This is a genomic window from Aquimarina amphilecti (genome assembly GCF_900109375.1).
Classification (GTDB): Bacteria; Bacteroidota; Bacteroidia; order Flavobacteriales; family Flavobacteriaceae; genus Aquimarina; species Aquimarina amphilecti.
Map to the genome: position 1 here is coordinate 139,917 of NZ_FOAB01000009.1, position 24,681 is coordinate 164,597.

The 24,681-nt window shown below is 30.5% G+C and carries 18 protein-coding genes; 5 read left to right on the top strand and 13 right to left on the bottom strand.

Going from position 1 to position 24,681, the window contains the following annotated elements:
• Positions 1–210: 210 nt before the first annotated feature.
• Positions 211–2,061: an alpha-amylase family glycosyl hydrolase gene (locus tag BMY33_RS20810; RefSeq protein ID WP_170837144.1), complete on the top strand. Its 1,851-nt coding sequence runs from the start codon at positions 211–213 to the stop codon at positions 2,059–2,061.
• A gap of 36 nt (positions 2,062–2,097) precedes the next feature.
• Here the strand turns inward: BMY33_RS20810 and BMY33_RS20815 are convergent, their stop codons facing one another.
• From BMY33_RS20815 to BMY33_RS20835, 5 genes are all read right to left on the bottom strand, one after another.
• The gene (locus tag BMY33_RS20815) at positions 2,098–2,466 is read right to left on the bottom strand and encodes a hypothetical protein (protein WP_091412097.1); all 369 of its coding nucleotides are present in this window, start codon (positions 2,464–2,466) and stop codon (positions 2,098–2,100) included.
• Positions 2,467–2,471: 5 nt separating this feature from the next.
• Positions 2,472–3,239: a DUF3108 domain-containing protein gene (locus BMY33_RS20820; RefSeq protein ID WP_091412098.1), complete on the bottom strand. Its 768-nt coding sequence runs from the start codon at positions 3,237–3,239 to the stop codon at positions 2,472–2,474.
• Between the two features lie 134 nt (positions 3,240–3,373).
• Positions 3,374–4,240, bottom strand: a complete 867-nt coding sequence (locus BMY33_RS20825; RefSeq protein ID WP_091412100.1) for an OmpA/MotB family protein — start codon at positions 4,238–4,240, stop codon at positions 3,374–3,376.
• 100 nt (positions 4,241–4,340) lie between these two features.
• Positions 4,341–5,333, bottom strand: a complete 993-nt coding sequence (locus BMY33_RS20830) for a glycosyltransferase family 2 protein (protein WP_091412102.1) — start codon at positions 5,331–5,333, stop codon at positions 4,341–4,343.
• A 33-nt stretch (positions 5,334–5,366) separates the two neighbouring features.
• The gene (locus BMY33_RS20835; RefSeq protein WP_091412104.1) at positions 5,367–5,810 is read right to left on the bottom strand and encodes a type I restriction enzyme HsdR N-terminal domain-containing protein; all 444 of its coding nucleotides are present in this window, start codon (positions 5,808–5,810) and stop codon (positions 5,367–5,369) included.
• Positions 5,811–5,836: 26 nt separating this feature from the next.
• On the opposite strand from BMY33_RS20835, the gene holA reads away from it, so the two are divergent.
• The gene (holA, locus tag BMY33_RS20840) at positions 5,837–6,841 is read left to right on the top strand and encodes a DNA polymerase III subunit delta (protein ID WP_091412105.1); all 1,005 of its coding nucleotides are present in this window, start codon (positions 5,837–5,839) and stop codon (positions 6,839–6,841) included.
• An 18-nt stretch (positions 6,842–6,859) separates the two neighbouring features.
• Here the strand turns inward: holA and BMY33_RS20845 are convergent, their stop codons facing one another.
• Entirely contained in the window at positions 6,860–7,840 is a 981-nt protein-coding gene (locus BMY33_RS20845; protein ID WP_091412107.1) for a lipid A-modifier LpxR family protein, read from the bottom strand.
• Between the two features lie 198 nt (positions 7,841–8,038).
• Between BMY33_RS20845 and BMY33_RS20850 the strand changes: the two genes are divergently transcribed.
• The gene (locus tag BMY33_RS20850; RefSeq protein ID WP_091412109.1) at positions 8,039–9,394 is read left to right on the top strand and encodes an MFS transporter; all 1,356 of its coding nucleotides are present in this window, start codon (positions 8,039–8,041) and stop codon (positions 9,392–9,394) included.
• A gap of 20 nt (positions 9,395–9,414) precedes the next feature.
• Here the strand turns inward: BMY33_RS20850 and BMY33_RS20855 are convergent, their stop codons facing one another.
• Positions 9,415–9,870, bottom strand: coding sequence for an Lrp/AsnC family transcriptional regulator (locus BMY33_RS20855; RefSeq protein WP_091412111.1), 456 nt, complete (start codon positions 9,868–9,870; stop codon positions 9,415–9,417).
• A 202-nt stretch (positions 9,871–10,072) separates the two neighbouring features.
• Between BMY33_RS20855 and BMY33_RS20860 the strand changes: the two genes are divergently transcribed.
• Positions 10,073–11,356 (top strand): cystathionine gamma-synthase family protein, encoded by a 1,284-nt coding sequence (locus tag BMY33_RS20860; RefSeq protein ID WP_091412113.1) that lies wholly within the window; start codon positions 10,073–10,075, stop codon positions 11,354–11,356.
• Between the two features lie 61 nt (positions 11,357–11,417).
• On the opposite strand, the gene BMY33_RS20865 is transcribed toward BMY33_RS20860, so the two are convergent.
• From BMY33_RS20865 to BMY33_RS20875, 4 genes are all read right to left on the bottom strand, one after another.
• A complete protein-coding gene (locus BMY33_RS20865; RefSeq protein ID WP_091412115.1) occupies positions 11,418–12,644 on the bottom strand; it encodes a glycosyl hydrolase family 18 protein in 1,227 nt (408 codons plus the stop codon).
• Between the two features lie 740 nt (positions 12,645–13,384).
• The gene (locus tag BMY33_RS20870) at positions 13,385–15,826 is read right to left on the bottom strand and encodes an Ig-like domain-containing protein (protein WP_091412116.1); all 2,442 of its coding nucleotides are present in this window, start codon (positions 15,824–15,826) and stop codon (positions 13,385–13,387) included.
• Between the two features lie 72 nt (positions 15,827–15,898).
• Positions 15,899–16,036, bottom strand: coding sequence for a hypothetical protein (locus BMY33_RS23620; RefSeq protein WP_170837145.1), 138 nt, complete (start codon positions 16,034–16,036; stop codon positions 15,899–15,901).
• A gap of 480 nt (positions 16,037–16,516) precedes the next feature.
• On the bottom strand, positions 16,517–19,522 hold the full coding sequence (locus tag BMY33_RS20875) for a T9SS type A sorting domain-containing protein (RefSeq protein WP_091412118.1): 3,006 nt from the start codon (positions 19,520–19,522) through the stop codon (positions 16,517–16,519).
• Positions 19,523–20,099: 577 nt separating this feature from the next.
• On the opposite strand from BMY33_RS20875, the gene BMY33_RS20885 reads away from it, so the two are divergent.
• A complete protein-coding gene (locus BMY33_RS20885) occupies positions 20,100–21,761 on the top strand; it encodes a tetratricopeptide repeat protein (RefSeq protein WP_244543069.1) in 1,662 nt (553 codons plus the stop codon).
• A gap of 24 nt (positions 21,762–21,785) precedes the next feature.
• Here BMY33_RS20885 and BMY33_RS20890 read toward each other — a convergent pair whose 3' ends face one another.
• Positions 21,786–22,961, bottom strand: a complete 1,176-nt coding sequence (locus tag BMY33_RS20890) for an extracellular catalytic domain type 1 short-chain-length polyhydroxyalkanoate depolymerase (RefSeq protein ID WP_091412123.1) — start codon at positions 22,959–22,961, stop codon at positions 21,786–21,788.
• 162 nt (positions 22,962–23,123) lie between these two features.
• Positions 23,124–24,521, bottom strand: coding sequence for a class II fumarate hydratase (gene fumC / locus BMY33_RS20895; RefSeq protein ID WP_091412125.1), 1,398 nt, complete (start codon positions 24,519–24,521; stop codon positions 23,124–23,126).
• Positions 24,522–24,681 lie beyond the last annotated feature (160 nt).

Sequence of the window (24,681 nt, forward strand, 5' to 3'; positions counted from 1 at the left end):
AATTTCAATGAAATAACAAAGTTAAGGACGAACTACTTCCAATGTATTACGTACGGCATAAATTATTTTTTAAATACTCGAAAATTCGAAATTTTAGTAATCTACTTATTTTTCAACTGTTTATATGTGAAATAATGTTTTCTGTATAATGATGTTGTCAATTTTTTTTGGACTTAGTAATTAGCTGTCAAATAATTAAAAATGATATTTATGATAACGTACTCGAGAAAAGTGTTTTTGCTTTTATTCATTATGTGTTTAGTTTCTTTTTTAGGACAAGCGCAAAAATCAGAATTATTAACTCATGTGGAACCACCGTTTTGGTGGGTAGGAATGGAAAACCCAGATTTACAGTTATTATTACATGGGAAAAACATTAGTTCCTATACCATTAAAATAGAATACCCTGGAGTTCAACTAAAAAAAATTAACAAAGTAGAAAATGAAAATTACTTGTTTATAGACCTTAGTATTGCTAAAAATACAGAACCAGGAACCATATCCATAGAATTTAAAAATAAAGATCAGTTTTTTAACTACAATTATCAATTAAAAAGTAAAAATAAAAGTAGAGATGTAGGGCAGGCGATTACATCTTCTGATGTAATTTATTTAATTACTCCAGATCGTTTTGCTAATGGAGATACTTCGAATGATTCTACAAAAGATACTGTAGAAAAAGTAAATAGAGAAAATGAAGATGGAAGGCATGGAGGTGATCTAAAAGGTATACTAAATAATTTTAATTATTTCGAGGAACTTGGTATTACTACCTTATGGTTAAATCCATTTTTGGAAAATGATCAACGAGCATATTCATATCACGGATATGCCATTTCTGATTTTTATAAAACAGATACTCGCTTTGGAACTAATAAAGATTACAAAATGTTGGTTGATAAGGCTCATAAAACGGGAATGAAAGTGATTATGGATCTAGTTTTTAATCATTGTGGTTCTGGACATTGGTGGATGAAAGACCTGCCGTCAAAAGATTGGATAAACCAGTGGGACACTTATACTAAAAGTAATTTTACAAATATTGCAGCTTCTGATCCATATGTTTCCAACCATGATTTTGACTTGCTTACAAAAGGATGGTTTGATATTAATATGCCAGATTTAAATCTAGAAAATGATTTTCTTACTACTTATATGATTCAAAATTCCATTTGGTGGGTTGGATATTCTGAAATAGATGGTATTCGTTTAGACACGTATCCATACCCAAATAAGCATGCAATGTCTAATTGGATGAAAGCACTTACAACAGAATATCCAGATTTTTATGTGGTTGCAGAAACTTGGGCAGAAAGAGCTTCTTATTTATCTTATTGGAATAATAGTAAGGCTAGTAGAGATGGATATATTTCTAATATTAAAAGTATTAGTGATTATGCGTTGTACTATTCCATGGTAAGAGCTTTTGGAAAAAACGGAGATATCTCGGAATTATATAAAACACTAGCAGAGGATTTTGTGTATGGAAATCCAGAAAACAATAAGGTTTTTAATGGGAATCATGATGTAGATCGTTTATTAGCTTTATTAGATGATGATGTAAATAAACTAAAATTAAGTATGGTGTTTACGCTTACTACGAGAGGAATTCCTCAGATATATTATGGGGATGAGATTCTTATGAAGAATAGAAGACCAGATGGTAGAGTAAGACAAGATTTTCCAGGTGGATGGAAAAATGATAATAGAAATGCGTTTACTAAAGAAGGAAGAACAAAAGAAGAAAATGATCTATTTGAATATGTGAAAACAATTCTTAATTGGAGAAAAAAAGCATTAGCTATTCATAATGGAAAGCTAGTACATTATCAACCTATCAACAACGTATATGTATATTTTAGATATACGAATAAGGAAAACACAATGATCATTATTAATAATAGTGATAAGGACTATATAAATTTTGAATTAAATCGATTTAAGAAATCATTAGAAGGATATAGTAAAGGAAAAGATATTGTGTCAGGAAAAGAATTACAAAACTTAAAAAAGGTGAATTTAGCTAAGAATACCGCTATGATTATAGACTTAGTTAAATAATATAGAATTTAGTTGTAGAAGATCTTTATAGATAGATTATTCAGATTCGATTTCTTCGAGATCTCCTTCGATCTCTTCAAGTTCGCTTTCTATCTCCTTAAGTTCTTCTATAGCTTCTTCTTTACTTTGTTCTTCTTTTTGTTGAAATTCTGTGTCAACTGCAATTTCATCTTTTACCCATAAAGATTTAGATCCACTGGCTACAATTATTAAAACTCCTATGGTTAGAAACATAAGTGATAATTTTTGTGGCTTTTGTTTTTTCTTAGATATATAAAATGCTCCAAAGCCAGCCAATAAAGCAACAATACCAGGCAACACACCAATAGTCCCAAAAGGGAGTATAGCCATTATAATTCCTAAAAGTGATGCTAATGCAGCTATAGATATTAATACAATTCTCATATAATTTAATTTTTTAGCCCAGACGCTTGAGTTAAACTTAGTTGTCCAGTACCAGCAGGAATACTAAATTTAATTAATACAGGTACTTTATTACCATCTGCAGTAAGGTAAACAATGTTTTTATTAGTTCCTTTTAGAGAATTATTATTGACTGCTATTTTATAACATTCTTTATTCCCCATTGCTTTGGTGCTAATGGTTTCTTTGCCTAGTAGTTTTAGATATACAGTTTGTGGTTTTCTATCAAATAAAATGGTTATTTTTTGATTCGTGCCAACTGGTGCTTTTTGGATATCCATATTACGAATATGATATAAAGTAGAGACCACATCATACGTGTTATTGTTCATTTTTAGAACCTTAGTGTTAGGTTCTTTTTTCTTTTGCATAGTAGCCTTTATCGTCTTTTTTTTATAACTATACACATATTTTTCTTTCTTAATATATCCACCTTCATTAATATCTCTTTTGTATAAATAAGGTGTAAGATTTGATGGATTTACATATGCCTCATATACATCTCTAATTTTAAAAAAAGAATCCCATTTAGAATAAGTAGCTGCATTACATTTTAATCTAAGATAGTTGCTTTTTCCGGTATTAACACGAGTAGTTTGCATTGTAACTTGTGCAAGATTTGTTAACAAACCAGACATGTTATAAGAAACAGTGTATACCAGTTTTTCGTTTTCGCCAATAGAAGTGTTTGCAGTCTTCTGAGCTATTATAGATGAAAAAGAAAGAAGAAGCGTAACTATAAATAATTTTCTCATTATTTTTGTAAATATTAATAAAGCCTAAGTTTTTTGTTCATTGAAAGCCAATTTTTATACCATATCCTAAAACAAAGAATAAAAAAAGGGTTAATAGTACTATTAACCCTTTTTCAAAAATACTTTATATTTTTTTAATTACCGCCTTCGGTTGCTTTTTTCATTCCATCTTCGATCATATTGTAGAATTGATCTAATTTAGGAAGTACAACGATTCTGGTACGTCTGTTTTTAGCTTTATTAGCTGCACTATTATTATCAGCTATTGGCACATAATAACTTCTTCCAGCAGCCGTCATACGCTTTGGATCTACTCCAAAATCTTTTTGTAAAACTCTTACAACAGAAGTAGCTCTTTTTACACTTAAATCCCAGTTGTCAAGTAAAACTTTATTTTTAATTGGTACATTGTCTGTATGTCCTTCTACTAAGAATTCGATATCCGGCTTATCGTTAACTACTTTTGCCACTTTACCTAAAACTTCTTTAGCTCTTGTAGATACATTGTAACTACCACTCTTAAATAATAACTTATCAGAAATGGATACATAAACAACACCTTTCTCTACATTAACCTCAATATCTTCATCAGCAAGGTTTCCTAAAGCTCCTTTTAAACTAGTCACTAATGCTAATGTCACAGAATCTTTTTTGTTCAGTGCATCATTCATAGTTTTTATTTGTAGATCTTTTTCTTTAATACTTTCCAAAGATCTCTCTAGGTTTTCTGCTTCTTTAGTAGATAACGTAGCTAAATTACCGACGTTATTTAAAAGGGCAGAATTTTGATTTTTAAGATTACTTACTTGATCTCTTAAAACCTTTAATTCAGAGCTTTCACTCGCTTTTTCTTCTAAACAAGTATTTAATTTAACTGTTGCCGTATTTAATAAATCTTGGGTCTCTTTTTGCTTGGCTTCAAGATCTGTAAATTTCTTCTGTGATACACAAGAAGATAATAGTACAGCCATAGAAGCTCCGATAATCATTACTTTTTTCATTAGAAAATCTGTTTTTAGTCTTATTCTGGTTATATAACTCAAAATTATTAAAATTGTGACGCATTATCGAGCCATTAACAATAATTTAATGAATATAACCCTACAAATGGTTAAATAGTTTTTTGTTCAAAATATAATACTGCCATACAACGGAAGAAACGGAATAATATTTCCTTGTATCCCTTGATTTTTTACGTTTTTTAACAAAAGTTGGCAAATTTTTGTAAAAGCTGAAATGAGCTTTAAGAATTGCTAAACAATGAGAAGGTTTTCCTTCTAATATAAATTTAATACCAGCAATTCCATCTAATAGTAATCTAATTAATATTATATACCAAGTAAAAACTCCAGAAGTGTTCTTTACTATCATAAGTAAGCTATTTCTGAAATTAAGAAATGTTTTTTTCGGATTCATAGCATTTAGAGTAGCACCTCCGAGGTGGTATACTTTTGATGTTCCTATATATTTGATATCATAACCGCTATTTTGTATACGCCAACAAAGATCGATTTCTTCTTGATGCGCAAAGAAATCTTCATCTAGTTTGTCAACTTCTTCAAAAACTGATTTCCTGATAAATAAACAAGCACCACTTGCCCAAAAAATATCTAAAGTATCATCATACTGGCCTTTATCTTCTTCTAATGTGTCAAAAATTCTGCCTCGACAATATGGATATCCTAGCTTATCAATAAAACCTCCAGCAGCTCCAGCATATTCAAAATACTTTTTGTTTTTGTAATCAAGAATCTTAGGTTGAATTACTCCAAGTTTTTCTGAATTTTTAAAAGCTTTTATAATAGGCTCAAGCCAATTTTCAGTTACTTCTACATCGCTATTTAGTAAACAATAAATATCAGCGTCAATTTTACTTAAAGCATCATTGTATCCTTTAGAATAACCTCCGTTTATTTCATTTTCAACAATTTGTACTTTAGGGAATGATGTCTTGATATAATCAATAGAGTCGTCGGTAGAGGCATTATCAGCAACATATACCATAGCCTGTTCAGAATACTTCACAACAGAAGGCAAGAATTGTTCTAATAATGAACGCCCATTCCAATTTAATATGACGATAGCTATATTCACTATTGCAAATAAAAAGTAAATAATAATAAATAACTACTTATAATCGGGAATATCTTTTAGAAAAGTATATTGCTTTTCTTGATAATTCATCTGACAATAATAATGATCTAGACCATTTGTGATCATTAGGTATTCCGAGTTTAAAGCTAGGTTATATCTAGCGATCTGATCAAATACTTCTTGAGTGATTTTTACAGAATGTGATTTGCACTCTATGATTAGGTATATACTGCCATCTGGATTAAAAATAATAATGTCATAACGTTTGTTTAGATCATTTACTTTGATGAGTTTTTCTACATTAATAAGGCTTTCGGGATATTTTTTCTCCTCTATTAAGTAGTGAACTGTATGTTGCCTTACCCATTCTTCAGGAGTAAGAATGATGAATTTTTTGCGGATTCTGTCAAAAATAGAAACTTTATTTTCGCTATTTTTGAACCTGAACTGATATGCTGGGAAGTTAAGGTTTTGCATAGCACAAATTTGATGATTTTTTCTGAATGGATGAAGTAAAACAAATAGTAAGCGATATTAAGAATGGTAATATTAAGCCTATTTATTTTTTAATGGGTGAAGAACCGTATTATATTGATAGAATTTCGGAATATATTGATAAAAATGTGTTAGCTGAAGAGGAGAAGGGATTTAATCAGATGGTTTTATATGGTCGTGATGTAAGTGTTGAAGACATAGTTTCTAATGCAAAACGGTATCCAATGATGGCCGAACGTCAGGTAGTGATTGTAAAAGAAGCGCAAGATCTCTCTAGAACTATTGAAAAACTAGCAGATTATGCAGAAAACCCTCAACCAACAACAGTTTTAGTAGTTTGCTATAAATATAAAAAGATTGATAAACGAAAGAAACTATATAAAATAGTTGCTAAGAATGGTATTATCTATGAAAGTAAAAAGTTATATGAAAATCAAGTAGCCGATTGGATAAGGAGAGTTTTAGCAGGATCAAAATATACGATTGAGCCAAAAGCTTGTCAGATGCTGGTAGAATTTTTGGGAACAGATTTAAATAAGATTAATAATGAGTTAAATAAACTTAAATTGATTATACCCAAGGGCCAACCAATTACGGCAGATAAAATAGAGGAGAATATTGGAATAAGTAAAGAGTTTAATAATTTTGAACTAAGAAAAGCAATTGGTACAAGAGATATCGTAAAAGCATTTAGAATTATCAATTACTTTGCTCAGAATCCTAAAGACAACCCGTTAGTTGTTACAATCTCTTTGCTTTATAGTTTTTTCTCTCAAGTTTTGCAATATCATGGATTATCAGATAAATCTCAACGCAATGTAGCCAGCGCCTTAAGAATCAATCCATATTTTGTAAGTGATTATTCTGATGCAGGCCGTAATTACCCTATGAAAAAGGTAAGTCAAATTATTGCTTTATTGAGAGACGCAGATGTAAAAAGTAAAGGAGTAGGGGCTGCAGGTCTTCCTCCTGGAGATATTCTAAAAGAACTGCTCGTAAAAATAATGAATTAAATTTTTCAGAGTGATTAACTAGAAACGGTACGCTACATTAAACGTTCCATAACCGTGATTTTCGGTACTATTTAATACTCCTGTAGACCATAGGTAAATAAAATTAATTGATAATCTATTTATCGAATAATACAACCCACTACTTAGATGCCAAGAAATATTATTTAGGTCATCTATGCCATAAGCTTTTTCATCGAATAAGTTACCTTGTATAGTTGCATTGTATGTAATAAAACGTGTTTCTGCGTTAAATTTGAAGAAAAATTCAGAATGTTTTTTTGGTAATAATAGTGAGTTTTCAAAACCACTAGATTTAGTAATACTTTCAAATTTTCCAATTCTAAAACCAGCTTTAGGTGCAGCTCTAATATACAGGTTTCCTAGATGAACGTTGCCACCTATGTAAGTGCTAAACCATTTATATTTAGGATGCAAGTCATAGGTAAAAGAGCTTTTAAAATTAATTATGAATTGATCTTCTAATTGAAACTGCCAACCATCATAAACGGGATCACCAGTTATATTTTCATGAAACCAAGTTTGTATTTCCCCAGCTTGTGATGATGGCCCAATGATACCCGTCAAAATTTCAGATTTTAAGAAAGATCTTTCAAATGCATACGTTGTTCCTAATGATACATATAACAGTCCGGCAAATGGACGGTCAAAGTCATCTCTATCTTCTATTTCTGGAGTGGTAGCAAATACTCTTACTAAAGATGGAGTGTATCCTTCAATTTTTGCACCAAGTGAATAAAATACTTCTTTTTTATTTTTAAACAGTTTTTGTAGTCCTAATAGTTTAGAGGTTTTAAAACTATATTCTATTCCCATGCCATAAGAATAGTATCGATCAGAATCACGAAAAACTGCAAAAATATCATTATCCGTAATCACCTTTAATTCTGAATTAAAAGTTTCTTCCTGAGTCTGACATAGCACGCTAGGAATAGCTAGTAAAGAAATTAAAAATAAGGTAAAAGTAATTTTTGAATTCATTTACACCGACTTTTATGTTTTAGGTTACAAAAATAAAAAATCGACCTTTTCGAATATGTGCTTTTTAACTTTTAAAATTATCTCAAATGACTTTTTGTTTCTTAGGGTGTTGTTTTCTAGTGCATTATAAAGAGTTTTGAGAAGATGAATTAATGGTATTTTAACTAAATTAGAAATAGAATCTATTAAATTTAAAGAATGAAAATATTCAAGTTCTTTTCTAAAAAGATTTTCCCAATACTCTTGGTTAATTTTATTGGAATTTTAGGGTATAGTATCGTTATTCCAATTCTTATATTTATAGTTACTGATCTAGGAGGTAATGGATTTATCTATGGTATTTTGGGAGCTATGTATCCGTTTTTTCAATTTATTGGAGCTCCAATTTTAGGAAGACTTTCAGATCGAATTGGAAGAAAAAAAGTCTTGGTTATTAGTCAAACAGGAACTTTTATTGCTTGGTGTCTATTTTTAATCGCATTAATACTACCTGAGACTAAGTTGTGGTCATCTAATTCAGAATTTACGGGTAATTATATTATGACACTTCCTTTGATATTACTCTTTCTAGCTAGAATTTTTGATGGTTTTACAGGAGGAAATGTTTCCGTGGCGAATGCTTATTTATCTGATATTTCTACCGATGAAGATAGGGATAAGAATTTTGGGATGATGGGTGCTTCTACAAGTTTAGGTTTTGTTTTGGGACCTGCTGTTGCAGGAATATTAGCTTCAACAATTTTAGGAGAAATATTACCAATTCTTCTGGCCGCAATCATTTCATTAATAGCAATTTTAGTGATTGTTGTTAGATTACCAGAGAGCAACCCTTGTATGGTAGATACAGGGAGTTTAAATCTTAAATCTTTTAGAAGGTTTTTTCAAGTAGAACATAAAGATTGCTTTTCTGACGAGACTGTTGTTAATGATGCTTCAAAAAACATAAATACTTTTAGAGGTGTATTGAAACAAAAAGGAGTTTCGTTATTATTCTCAATTTATTTTTTGACTTTTTTAGCTTTTAGCCTGTTTTATGCTGGTTTACCGATATATGCTTCTACTATGTTAGAATGGACCGCTGTTGATTTGGGGATTTTTCTAGCATATTCTAGTTTTATAATGATTCTTGTACAAGGACCATTATTATCCTTTTTATCGGGTAAGGTTTCCAATATTATGTTAATTACATTAGGTGTATTATTGTTGTCATTAAGTTTTTTCTTACTTTCTTTTAATGACCTTATTGTACTCTATATAGCGAATACAATACTATCACTAGGTAATGGATTAATGTGGCCAAGTTTTTTGTCACTTTTATCGAGAGCAGGAAATCGATCTATACAAGGAACAATTCAAGGATATGGGAATAGTATGGGAAGTTTAGCAAGTATATTTGGACTTGTTCTTGGAGGAATTATGTTTGAAAGTATGGGAGTGAAAATTTTTATAATTGGATCTGGAATATTTTTAGTTATTCTTATTCTTTTATTCATAAATTATATCCGAATGAAGAATACGGAAACGAAAACAGACCAAACTGTAGAAATAGTTTAGTTTTATAGTAATGTTATTAACTAAGGAATAGGTAAAAATGAAAAGTCTTTTACTTCAGTCATAACGAATGAACTTTGTACTTTAGAAATATTTTCTAATGAAGCTAATTTATTAGAAAGAAAATGCTGATAACTCTCCATATCTTCCGCATATATTTTAATTAGATAATCAAACATTCCGGCTACGTGATAGCATTCTACAACTTCTGGAAACTGTTGAATGTCTTTTTCGAACTTTTTTAAATAATCAGTTTGGTGAAGATTTAAGGTTACATTACAAAATACCATCAGTTGTAATCCTGCTTTTTTTCTGTCTAGAATAGCTTTATAGGATTTTATATAGCCTTCACGCTCCAATTTCTTTACTCTTTCAAAAATAGGAGTAGTAGTAAGATTCAATCGTTCTGCAATCTCCTTGATAGTTATTTTACCATTTTTTTGTAATAAATTTAGAATAGATCGATCAATTTTATCCATAATATTTTTCTTTTTTGATTATACTGTCTAATCAAAAATAGAATAAAATTCTTTTTAAATTATAATTTTATGTTTTAATTCTAATTTTAGATTGTAAAACAGTTTTTATTTCTTAATACTTAATTTTATATAGTTATAAATACTAATTATTTCCTCTATAGAAAGTGATTAGAATAATTAATAAATACAGTAAACCAAAGAAATGAAAGATCACAATTTTAATCCAGAGAGTTTAATGATGACCTATGGTTATAAGCCTGAGTTATCTGAAGGAGCGATAAAATGTCCAATATTTCAAACTTCTACGTTTGTTTTTAAAACAGCTGAAGAAGGTAAAGCATTTTTCGAATTAGCATATGGCTTAAGGGAAAAGTCAGAAAAAGAAGAATTAGGATTAATCTATAGTAGGATTAATAATCCTAATCTCGAAATTTTGGAAAACAGATTATGTCTTTGGGATAAAGCTGATGATTGTGCTGTATTCGAGAGTGGGATGTCTGCAATTAGTACTGTATTATTAGAATTCTTGAAACCAGGTGACTTATTAGTATATAGTAATCCAGTATATGGAGGAACTGATCATTTTATTCATCATTTTTTGGACAAAATAGGAGTAGATACGATAGGAGTGATGCCTAATCAAACTATCGAAGAGGTAGAAGAGATGATAGAGGCTTCTGGTAAATCAGATAAATTAGCAATGATTTATTTAGAAACTCCTGCAAACCCTACTAATGATATTGTAGATATCGAGAAGTTTAGTCAGATTGCAGTAAAGTATAGTTCTGAAGAACGAAAAACTTTGGTAGCTGTAGATAACACATATATGGGACCTTTATGGCAACATCCATTACAATGCGGTGCTGATCTTGTTTTATATTCTGCTACTAAATATATAGGAGGACATAGTGATCTTATTGCTGGTGCAGTATTAGGTAATGCAGAGTTAATGATCCGAGTTAAAACTTTACGTACTTTTCTGGGTAATATGGTAAGCCCTCATACAGCTTGGTTATTATTAAGAAGTTTAGAAACATTAAAGGTACGTATGGATCAGCAAACTCAAAATGCACAGTTGGTCGCTGATTACTTAGAGAAGCATCCTAAAATTGAGAAAGTACATTATCTAGGATTGCTTGAAGAAGGAACAGAATCTTATGAGATATATAAGAAACAATGTTCAGCTCCGGGAGCGATGGTTTCTTTTGATATTGTTGGAGGAGAAAAAGAGGCATTTATGTTTCTTAACAACTTAAAACTTATGAAACTCGCAGTAAGTTTAGGAGGTACAGAAAGCTTGTCAGAACATCCAAAAACAATGACGCATGCAGGAGTAGATGAAGCACAAAGACAACAAATGAATATTACAGATCAATTGGTGAGATTATCTATTGGAGTTGAAAGTGCAAAGGACTTGATTTGGGATCTAGAACAAGCATTAGAAAAGGTTGATATAGCCAATGCTTTAGAAGTAGAAACTGTTTAAAAATAGTTATCCAAAGTTAAAAAGCCCAGGTACAAAGTATTTGGGTTTTTATATTTTATTGTTATTCTGAAAATTTCTCATTTAATAAATCCCATAATTCCGTATAACCATCATCATATCCTAGTGCCCAAATTCCGACTCCTCCTATTTTATTGCTTTTTATCCAATCATATTTAATCGATAGCGATGTAGTGTCTTCGAAAAATAATTGTCTGTATTTTTTGCTGCTATCTTCAATAACCAGGTAACTTGAAGAACTTTTTTTATCAAACTGAACTGGTATTTTTAGTGAGTCCATATATATATCCTTTATCGTATGATATCTTGGATGGGATTTAAATTTATTAACTATTGCACCTATTTCAGAACTATTAGTATACCACTCAGCTCCGTAGTAAGGCAATCCAATAATTAGTTTACTAAGGAGTATCCCCTTCTTGTTATAATAATCAACAGATGTTTCTAAGCCATTTCCAAATAGTTGACTTGTTTTAAAAGGAGTTACAGGTCCTGTCGTTTTACTAAAACTACCGTAATAATCATATCCCATTAATGTATAAAAATCTATATATGGATCAATAGCTTGTATGTCAAAAACATCATTCCAGTCAATTGCATAAAGACATAGAGATATCATATAATTAGGATTATCTTGTTTTAGGCTTTTAGAAATTTCGATAATAAAATTAGTATAGTTTTCTTTATCTTCTTTTGATACTCCTTCAAAATCAATATTTATACCATCCGCAGATCTAAAAGCGAGTAAACTTGATATACTATCTATTAGTGTTTTTTGAGCTTTTAGATTTTTTAAAAATGTACTGTTGTTTTTACCACCAAAATTAGAAACTGATAAGAACACTTTACAGCCTTTTGTTTTAGCACTATCAATTAGCGGTGTAGTTTTCCATTGATGAATACTTTTGTAGCAGCCCGTTTCTGGTTGTATCTCATAAGAAAAATAGGAGAGTCCCCATAACATGGAAAAATTATAATTTTTATAGGAGGAACCGTTAGCGTATATATGCCAACCAAATGTTTTTATACCTGGATGTACCTTTCCTTTTTTGTGTTTTATTTTTTTGTGTACTCTTTTATGAAAACTATCCCATTGTGATTCTCTTTTAAAGTTATAATTTTCGAATTTTTGATTTTGTAATTGACGATCGCTGGTGTAACTACTATTATTAGATTCTATTAGATTTCTATTCTTTTGCTCAGGTTCATTATAGGTATTACAGTTGATTATAAGAACAAGTAGGCTAAAAGTAAATAGGAGTTTCTTCATAATATTTTAGAATTACTTACATAATAAGTAAAGATAGCTTTATGTTTTCCATTTAATTATCCGAAATCATAATAGATTTTATAAAAGATATGTCATTTAGAATATTTTTCTAACACACAAAAAAAATATAAAAGACTGTTTTTTAGACGATTAATTGTTTTTAGGGGGTATCCCACTATGCATTTCGGGTGTTTTCCCCCATTGCGTTGTGTGTATTCCTGAAGTATATTTGTACCAGAATTATAAATAAAAGATATATTAATCATTTTTACACATACAGCATTATGAACTTACTGGGCATTAACTTTCGTTTTATTTTAGATTTTTTACAAGAATTACCTAAAGCAAGTAGTCACGCTATTCATAGATAATAGACGACAAAACTAAAGTATAAAATTTTGGATACTTTCATGATTTTATATAATTAATAGAGATCACTTAAATTTATTGTAAATAAAAATTCAGATTATATAAAACAACTTTACACAAGATATTATGAAACCATTTCGTATTAATTTCAAATTTTTGAAAAAATTTTTAAAAGAACTTCCGAAGGCTTGTAGCCATGCGATACACAGATAGGATGTAATTGTAAATTGGAAGAAACAACATATTAGAATTTTGGGGGAAATTCTAATACTTAGTTATAATAATGGGGACAAAAAACCGGATGTTTATACATCCGGTTTTTTATTGTTCCCTTTGTAAAGTTTAAAAAGATACTATTTTTATCACTTACATTATCGAACAATAAATTTACTAATAGCCTTATCTGATTTAAGGATGTATAGTCCACTAGAAAGCCCTGAAATATCTATTGTGTAATTTGCAGACTTTACATTTAGGTCCATTACTTTTTTACCTAGAAGATTATATAGTGTTAAGTACTGATTTCCTCTTTGCGATATACTGATAATAGATCCGTTGGTAGGATTGGGTGAAACAATAATCCTTTGGTCTTCATTGTTTTCTAATCTAGAGCCTCTAAATTCAGATGGTTTTACTTTTAATACAATAACTTTTCTTGTTCTGGCACCTTCATTATCGATGGCTACAATTCTTAATCGATAGGTGCCAACACTTATATTTTGTAGTTTAGCGTTGCCACCCCATACATATGGAGATTCTGTATCTATACGGATAAGTTCATTATTTAAGTATAGGCGAACTTCTTTAATAGAGCCATCAGGATCATTTGCTTCTGCTCTTACAGAAATTGTGTTTCCTTCGGAGAAAACACTAGTTTCAGTAGGGTGTAATACGATTAATTCTGGAGGAAGGTTGTTATCTATAGTCTCATCTTTTACATATATCGTAACAGATTTAGTTGTAGTTGCACCTAGGTTATCTTCAGCAATGGCTTTAAGAACATAAGTACCAGTTTCCAAATTTTTTAAAATTTCATTACCATTAGGACCTCCCCAAATGTATGGAGCAGCAACATCTTTTCTCAAGAAAACATCGTTAACATAAAGAGTAACATTAGCAATACCATCATCATCAGAAGCTTCTGTATGTACGCTAACTGTACTTCTTGTATTGAGCGTGATATTGTTTACAGGAGTTAAAAAGCTTAATGAAGGAGGAGTATTTGTTATAGTTTCTTTTCGTTTATAATGTACTACATACATCGAATAAGGTCTTAAACTGTATATTTCTCCTTGTGGATTGATATTTGAAATATCTTTTTTCAATCGAGCGTTTTCAGAAGTATCATTAATAGCTGTTATGAGATTTTGACTTTTATCAGGTGTGATTTCTTTGAATTCTATAATTTCTCCATCAATATTATTTTCGAAAGAAGTTTTGTTTAGTTTATAATTATTTCCTTTTTTATTGAAAATAAATGTGTATCCTTCTTTGGTTTCAGGGTTGTAAAAAGTACCTGCGTCTACTTCGTTGTATTTGCCTTCGAACTCCCCGAGACCATCATACTTTTTAGAATTATTGATGTTGGTTTTTATAAATTTAGTTGATTTTTTTACGGGGTCTTTGAACATTTTGAAGAAAGAGTAGTTGATTAATTCCTGGTATTCAAAATCATTAGGTACTAACTCATAGCCCCTTGATCTAAAATCTAACCATTGCTGAAAAGAATGCCAGCTACTTAATTCGATTTGAGGATTACTAAAGAGTTTCATCATAAAATTAGCATTAAATAATCCACCTAAATAAGAAAGGCGAAGTTTGTACTTTCTTAAATTTCCTCTAAAACCACCTGTATGATATTCTGTTAGCCATATTTTTTTTGTAGGAAAATCGCTTTTTAACCTGTCGAAAGTACTTTGTAATCTGTTGTCGTTATGGGAAATGCCATAAGTATATGATTTTTCGTATGGGAAGAAATTATTTATAGAAATGTTACTATTCATTCCATTTTCTGCATATAAATGAACAGCCAAAGCATCATACCAACCTTCTTTCATAACATCTTGATACCAATTCTCTAATCTATTGCCAGAAGGAGCAGGGCCATCTAAGAACGATTCTTCCGTATAGAATTTAGCAGGTAGTACTACAGCAACTTTTGCATTAGGGAATATGGTTTTAATCATCTCTGAAGCTTCTTTTGCTTTTCTAAGATAAAACTGACTATTAGGGAATGGAGTCTTATATGCGGAAAAGAAAACCTCATTACCTATTTCGAAATGATTAATTTTGGCTCCCATATCTTTGATTCCCTCTAACACTTCTCTATTTTCTTCCAAAGTCATCGTAGATAGGTTAATGATATACGTAACTTCTGGTTTTTCGCTAGCTATAAATTTTGCAAATTCTCGCCAATCTTGTCCATTTTCACCTTTTCCATTTCTTCGTAGTCCTTCATTACTATCCGTAACATGTCTTTGGAAATCTGCTGGTGTCATCGTTCCGGTAACATAATCATTAGCGAATCCTGTTTTTAGATTTAGATAATTAGATCCTGTGCCAGCAGGGTATCTTACGGTTGGTTTACCTAGATCATTGTACACTTTTTTAAAAGTACTATTCGTTGAATAATAAGGTTTATTCATATGTTCATCATTATAACCATATACTTTTTTTTGTAAAGTGGTATTATTGCTATAATTTAAGGATACTTCAATTGTGTTTTGAGACCATCCTCGTATTGTAAAAAAGATCGTTATAAGACATATTAATGCAAAATTTGATTTTACATTATAATTTGTTTTTGTGTTCATTAGTTTGTATAATTAATTTGAGATTTTTTTTTGTTTATTAGCTGTAAACTTTTTCTATTTGTATGATTTTTGTTATACAATATTAAATTTGCTAAGTGCAGTATTCTTGCGTTTTATTTCTGTTAATGTCCTATTAGAGTATCCAGAAAGTGTTACCTGCATAAGCGTTACCAATAGATATAAGTATCTACTTGAGATAAAATTTTTCATAAAGTTTGTGTTATAGTATTAATAATAGAGTCATTGAGAATGACAGAATTATTATAAAAGGAATAATCATTCACCTTAAAAAAGAAAGGTGATTGCTTAGATTTAGCAATAGGATTATTCTGAGCTATTTTAATACTTGGGAAGTGAAAGATTGTATTTGTAAGCTGTTTTGAAAAGTTTTTTTACATAAGTTTTGTTTTAAGGTTAATATGATCTGGAAAAAATTTTCAGTTAAAACTAATTCTGGATTTGATAATAAATGATCTTCTTTGGTTCAATATTATCTGTATTTATACAAATATTAAGTATGTGGAAATTGATTTTATGTAAGCATAATATCTTGTAAATGTAGATGAAAGGTAAACCTAACAAGTTTTTTTTAGTTTCAGTTTCAGTTTTTTTTGGTAACTAAATTATTGGTAATGCGTATCGCGTATAGTTATACGCATTACCAAATTTCATGTGTATGGAATACTACTATTATTGAATAATAAATTTACTGCTAGCGGTATCCGATTTAAGGATATAGAGTCCACTAGAGAGTTCAGATGCATTTATGTTTAATTCATTAGAATTAACATCTAATTTCATGACCTCTTTTCCAGTTATATCGTATAATTTTAGATAAAGATTTCCTTTTTGATATACAGTAATATTTGATCCTTTTTTAACAGGATTGGGAGTTACCATAATTGCACTAGTATTTTCTTTATCAAAACCAGCATTTCGCAGGGTAGATGGCAAAGCTGTTAATGTTATAATTTTTTTGCTTCTTTGACCTGTATTATCTATGGCAACTACCTTAATTCTATAACGGCCTTCTGCAACATTTTGTAACAGAGGGTTTCCTCCCCAACCATATGGAGCTTCAGTATCTATTCTAATTAATTCTTGATTTAGATATAATCTAACTTCCCTTATACCATCAGGATCATTGGCATCAGCTCTAACTATTAGATCATCTCCAGCGAATAGGGCCATTGTTTCCGTAGGTTGCAGGACGGTTAATTCTGGTTCATCACCTGTTTGATAGTCTTCGGCATTAAGTCCTATAATGTAAATTCTAATATCGATACCAAAAGTTTCCCCGGTTGCTCTATCCGATATAAATTCTGTTATTGTAGTGTAAGTACCGCTAGCATCTTCTTCTATACCGTATCTTCTGATATGCTCTTCTAAAGTTTCTAGATCTTCAAAATCATATGTTCTTTTTCTAATGGTAGGAAAACGACGAAAATAGCTATGACCAAACGGGTATGCTCCTAAGCGATCCGTTATAGTTCCGCTGACTGCCGCTACAAAATCTCCTCTATTCACATTAATTTGAGTATCCATTTGTGCATTAGGTTCTAAGTCTATACTCGTGTCGGTGTCGAACACATCTGAGCTATATATTGCTTCATTAGTGTTATCTAATTTCCTGTATATTTTATTTCTTGTAAACCCTGGGATTTTTACATTAACAAAATTTAATTGATGATCTGGAGTCGATTGAGTTCCAGAACCATCAGTAAAACCATCATTTCCCCAATCATAGTAGGTTGTATTTACTACGCATAAATTATCTGTAGAACCGCCTAGAAGACCAGCTGCATTACCACCCCAAAATTTTCCATTTCGAATCATATATCCAAAATTAGTTGTAATATATAAAGCTCTATTTGTGTTCCAGACTCTATGATTATCTATTATTGATAAATTATGATGATATGCCTGTTCAGCTCTAAATTTGGATCTAAATCCACTACTACAACCATATGCTTCATTATCCCTAAACTCTAATAATGGAACTGCAGCTCGATCTACATATTCTTGCAAAGGAAACATATCTACTGGATAGACATTAGTTCTTACTTTATCTCTTAACCCTACAACGGTACCAGCAGCATCGTATGCATATGCTTCTCTAGAGGAAGCGGCTATATTATTAATCATTCTTACGGCTCTCCCAACAAGTGCATAAGCCTCACCACCTCTGAAATCATCATCTAAAATCCTTTCTACTGCTGCATTAATAGTGCTGGGTTCATCTCTATGTAATTCTGCAAAATAATAATTGGGATGATCGGCCCTAGCTGTCGTAACGAGGTTATCTTCCCAAATACCTGTTTCAGAACCACTTTCTGCTACCATACCCGCTCCATTAATAAAATAAACCACATTATCTTTAAATGATGCGTGACTATCGTGGTGTACCATACCCCATCCCGGAGAACCCCAAACGGCTAATCCATGTGCTTCTGCCATTCTGGTTTGAGAATCTTTCATTCTATGAAAATGCATTGCATATCTTCCTCTTTGATTCTCGATGTTTTGGGGTAGTGCTTTTTCTTCTATAAAATTTTCTATTTCAACAATAGGTTTATTATAGTCATTTCCGTCAGTTCCTCTTCTTCTTAAGTCAAATTTAAAATCATCAAGAATATTCGATTTATTTGATCTTCCTAGGTCTTTAAATGATGCGTTGTGTATTTTTACATCCGTTGTTCTCATAAACATGGTGTGACCGCGACGCGTAACATCATCATTTTTATTGTTATTTCCGTCTGTGAAATTTATAGATTTAAAGGTAATATTTCTTGTTAAATTTGATAAATGACAAAAAAGGTTTTCTTCGACAATACCAGTATGTGCATAAATAGTTTGGTCATCAAAAGTAATATTAGCACCATCGATAGATGTGATTATAAATTCCTCATCTTGGGTTCTAGTAGGATTAGCTGTAGAGTTCCTGAAAATCGATTGAGTCCCAGATAAAACAACTTGATCGCCTACTTCCCAGTTTTCTGGTATGGACTCTAATGTTACGTTGTTTTTTCTTCGAAGAGTTGCCTCTGTAGTTCTTAAAAAACCAGTTTTTTCTTGCCCTAAAATTGTTACTTTTCCCATGGTCATTAAACCTAAACTAGCTTGTTCGGGATCCCATTCGTATCTTCCTAAAACACCAGGACCATCACTAAACAGTCGATTATTAAAATGATCATTCATAAGTTTTCCATCCGAATAATGACTTCTTGCTTGATTGTTCCAGCGTGTACCTGTAATATCTCCTCGTTTTTTACTTTCTATATCAAAAGGTTTGAAATGAATATCAATTGTACCGGCATTTGGTAGGTTAGCTTTTATATCTAACTCAGACATCATACCACAGAAAAATGTATCTACAATTAGTTTTCTTGGAGTATTAGAAGGTGCTCTAAATATCATTTTACCTTCATTTCTTATAGCAAATATGTGGGCATTACTATTTACATTGTATGTTATGGTGTGTTCCTTTTTGATTACTACAATGGCTGATAAACCAGGTATAGATCCTGTATTCCAGGTGTCTGGGTCATTCCAGTTGCCAGTTTTCATAGAAGTATGAGTTGCAGTATTGTCAGGAATGATATCCGACATATTGATCATTTGTGCATATCCCGAAGGTGAGAAGTAAATTAGGGAAAGTAATAGATATAAATATCTATTGAGATTAGTTTTTTTCATGATTTTGTAAACGTTAGTATTAATGTTAAGATCCTTATAGAAAAGGACTAATGAATTTTGAAAAGAACAATCATATTAAATGAATAAAAACATAGCAATTATTTAAGTTTAACTATATTCAGATTGTTCAATACTTTTTAATACTAGAGGGAGAAAAGATTGTATTTGTAAGCTTTAAAATTTTTTTACATAGGCATTATTTTATAGTTAAATGATGTAGAAGAAATTAACTAAAATTAATTCTGGTTTTAATAATAGATAATTACTTGAATTGTAAAACTATTTGTATTTAAAAGAAAATCAATTATTAAAAGGTTGATTTTGTGTAATCAGAATGATTCATTGGAGTTGATAAAAGGTAAACAAAAGATTGTTTTTTGGCATGTAAAATACTGTTTGTTAGCGTGTTGTTAATTGTTGGTTTTGTTTTGGTATTTTTTTGAAAATAAAAATGACTTTTTTGCTTTATTAATATAGAACAAGGAATATCTTCATAAAAAGATAATTCGAAAACTAACATACTATCAAAAAGAAATATCATTTAAATAAAAAAACAGAAGATAGTGGAAGATTGAGAGTGATTTTCTTTCTGTTTTTTTATGCCACTTTTTCGTTTGCACAAACAGGAAATAATATCATTAAAACTAATGAAATTGATAGTTTGATATCTGTACTAGATAAAAATTATAATGAACCAAAAAAGTTATACAATATTCTTGATGCTAGTACTAAAATAGATTACCCTAGGGGAATTAGTAAAATGCATCTAATACTAAGTTTTTATTATAGAAAGTTGAATAAAATTGATAGTGCTTTTTACCATATCAATAATTCTATAAGAATCAGCAAAAAAAATAACTTAGATAAACAACTGTACAATTCCTATTTATCATTGGGAAGTATATATGGTAGAATTAAAAATTATAAAAAATCATTAGAGTTTTATCTTAAATCATATAATTATTATAAGAAACAGGGTAATGATAAACATAATGTCATACTACGTGCATTACAAATAAATATTGCCTCTACTTATAGTTTGTTAGGAGATTATGAGCTAGCTAACAATTATTATATGCAAAATCTTATGGATCCAGATTTTGAAAAAAGTTCTATTCATTATTGTCAATTACATCAAAATATAGCTTTGAATTTAAAGAGACAAAAAAAATATGAAGAAGCTTTAATCTGGTTAAATAAAGGTTTAGTGATTTCAGAAACGTATCAGCATCATCTAATTAAGAATAATATTTTAATTAGCCTTTGTGATGTTTATTTACTTATGAATAAAAGTGAAGAGGCAGAAAGAGTTTATTATTTAGTTGATAATGATTTTAATTGGGACAAAGATTTCTATTTAGGTATGATTTACTTAGGTATGAATAGATTGAAAGAATCGGAGATACTATTTTTAAAGAGTATAGAAAGAGAAAAAGATGACCGGAAAAGCATGGAGAGCTATCTAAAGCTTTCAGAAGTTTATTCTAAAGAAAATTTGTGGAAAAAAGCTAAAGAAAACAAAGATAGATATTATGCTATTAAGGATAGTTTAACTTCATTAAATAATAAAACTGTTATTAAGAATAATGAGATCGGTTTTAAACTTATTGAAGAGGAATTGTTAAACAAACAACTGGATATAGAGAATAAGCTTTTAATTTCAAAAAATAAAAGGCAGAGTAATATAATTATAGGAGTAGCAATTATATCATTAATAGGAGTTTTATGTTTTTTCTTATTACTCAAAAATATTAAAGTTAATAGAGAATTGAAGGAGGCAAAAAAGAACGAGAAACAACTTTTAGAAGATAAGATTGAATTAAGAGAAAATGAGTTGCATATGACTTTAGTCGCAATAGCTAACCGTCAAAAGATGTTTGCAGAGATCAAAAAAGAAATTGATAAGTTTGATAAATTTGACCCAAATACAAAAATTTTAAAAAAGAAAGTAAAGGACTTAATGGTGTCTGGAGATAACTTATCTGCTATTAGTGATAGAATAGAATCGAGATATCCAGGTATGGTTACTCGTCTTAAAAGTGTTCATCCTCAGCTTTCAAATACAGAGATTAAATATTGCATATTCACAAAACTTAATTTAACCACCAAAGAAACAGCAAGTATTCTTGGCGTATCTGCTGATACAGTAAAGACTTCTCGAAGCAGGATTAAGAAGAAAATGAACGTGTCAGAATCTTTAAGCCTGAAAGAATATTTAGATCAGTTAACCAGTACTTAGTAAGCCGATTAAAAAAAATGATATTTATTTTTTCTGAATCTTTATACTAGTATCTCCAATATTTAAAAAGTAAATCGTCGATGATACAAGATGCGAAACATCAATGGTGTTATTTGTAATTGATATAGTTCCTTTAGAAGTTAATTTTCCTTCAATTGTAAAAATAGAATAATCTAAAGGTTCCTGTACTTTAAAATCTACTGTAATTATAGAGCCTACGGGATTAGGATGAATACGTAATGTTCTATTATCACCATTAACTTCATCAATGCTCAATGTTGTAATTTGACCATTAATATCATATTTCGAAAAGAAATCCCAAATTAAAGCAGAAGCATCAATGTCGTAATTAGTTCCGGATGAGTTGAAATTAGAACCGGGCCATTTGTGTCCGCCATTGTTTATTTTATAATGTTCAACACGTGCTCCATTATCTCCATTTTTAAATACTTGATATTCTACAGTAGAACCATCATTAGGAGCACTATCAGGAAGGTTAGTAATTTCTGCTGAAGTTTCGCAATTATTAAAATTTGCCCAGAAACTCATTACATCCGGAGTAGATTCTATCCAATTTGCTCCTTCATAAGGTACAGTTGTATCAGATGTTCCATGGATTTCCATTACTGGAATCTGATGTGATGGATTACAAGTATTTGGTTGGTTTTTATTCATTGTCCCCGTAACCGAAGCTATAGCTGCAATACGCTCACTAAGCTCGCAAGCTAATTTATAACTCATAAAACCTCCATTAGACATTCCGGTACTATAAATTCTACTAGCATCGATAGTGTAATTTGAAGATATTTCATCAATTAATGCTTCCGTAAAACCAACATCATCAATAGTACTAGTACCCCAACCTACATTAAAATGAGTATTTCCGGAGTTATCGACAGTACCCATGGGATGAACAATTAAGAAACCTTCTGTATCTGCAATAGGTCTAAAATCTCCATAAAACATCTGATCATTAGCGTTAGATGTGTATCCATGAAAATTAAAGACTAAAGGAGCTGAAGATCCATTACTATATGATGCGGGAACATATAAAATGTATTCTCTTGTTATTCCGTCATGTTCTAAAGTACTGTTTATAGTTTGTTGAGCAATTCCACCAATAAAAAAACCAAATATGAAAAGGAAATTGGTAGTTTTTTTTTGAATTAGATTATTTTTTTTGGTTTTAAAAGAGAACATATTATTTTTTGATTTTGTGTGAACTTAGATTTACAAGTTAGTTGATTTCTAGAATAACGAATATTTTACGATAGTTAGTATGATGTTTTTTTTTTTAATTAGAAAAAACAAAAAAGCCAGATTTTATTGATAATCTGGCTTTATTTTATGATGTGAAATTTATTATTTCAGTGCACCAACCATATCTTCTGGTTTAACCCATTGATCAAACTCTTCTTCCGTAACATAACCTAATGCAACAGCTTCTTGTTTTAAAGTAGTTCCATTTTGGTGAGCAGTATTAGCAATTTCTGCAGCTTTGTAATATCCTATTTTTGTGTTAAGAGCAGTAACTAACATTAATGAATTATTCAATAACTCTGTAATCCTTGCTTGATTTGGTTCTATTCCTTGCGCACAATGAACATCAAAAGAAACACAAGAATCACCTATTAACTGGGCACTCTGTAATAAGTTTGCAGCCATAACGGGTTTAAAAACATTTAGTTCAAAATGCCCTTGCATTCCACCAACATTGATAGCTACATCATTACCCATAACCTGCGCACAAACCATAGTTAATGCTTCACATTGAGTAGGATTTACCTTTCCAGGCATAATAGAGCTTCCGGGTTCATTAGCAGGAATGATAAGTTCACCAATTCCACTTCTTGGTCCAGAAGCTAACATACGAATATCATTTCCTATTTTATTTAAAGAAACAGCTATTTGTTTTAATGCCCCATGTGTTTCTACAAATGCATCATGAGCGGCTAGTGCTTCGAATTTATTCTCTGCAGTTATGAATGGTAATCCTGTAAACTGAGCAATAAACTCAGATACTCTTTTAGCATAACCCTTAGGAGTGTTTAAACCGGTACCAACAGCAGTTCCACCTAAAGCGATTTCTGCTAAATGTGGTAATGTGTTTTCCAGTGCTTTAAGTCCGTGATCTAACTGAGAGACATAACCAGATAATTCTTGTCCTATTGTAAGTGGAGTAGCATCCATAAAATGAGTACGCCCAATTTTCACAACATTTTTATAAATTTCTGATTTCTTTTTAAGTGTATCTCTTAATTGAGTGATACCAGGTATAGTAACTTCTAGAATTTTTTTGTAGGCAGCAATATGCATACCAGTAGGAAACGTGTCATTAGAAGATTGAGATTTGTTTACATCATCATTAGGTTGAATAGTTTTTTCACCTTCTCCAATTGTTTTTCCAGTAATTTGATGAGCTCGATTTGCAATAACTTCATTTACATTCATATTACTTTGCGTACCAGAACCAGTTTGCCAAATAACTAATGGAAATTGATCATCATGTTTTCCCTCTAGAATTTCATCACATACTTGTGCAATAAGATCTCTTTTTTCAATAGGAAGAACACCTAGTTCACAATTAGTAAAGGCAGCGGCTTTTTTTAGATATGCAAAACCATATACAATTTCTAACGGCATTGATGAAGGTGCCCCGATTTTAAAATTATTTCTGGAACGTTCCGTCTGTGCTCCCCAAAGTTTATCAGCAGGCACTTTTACTTCGCCCATTGTATCTTTTTCTATTCTATATTCCATAGCTCTGATGATTTGTTTTTCGAACGGCAAATTTAAGAATTTGTAGAGCTTTTTCTGAATAAAGAATGTACTTTTTAAATGGCAAACTAATTAAAAATTTAGTTTTAAAAATTATTCATATTTATGCTATGAGATCAAAAGAAGAGTTATTATCTTTGGC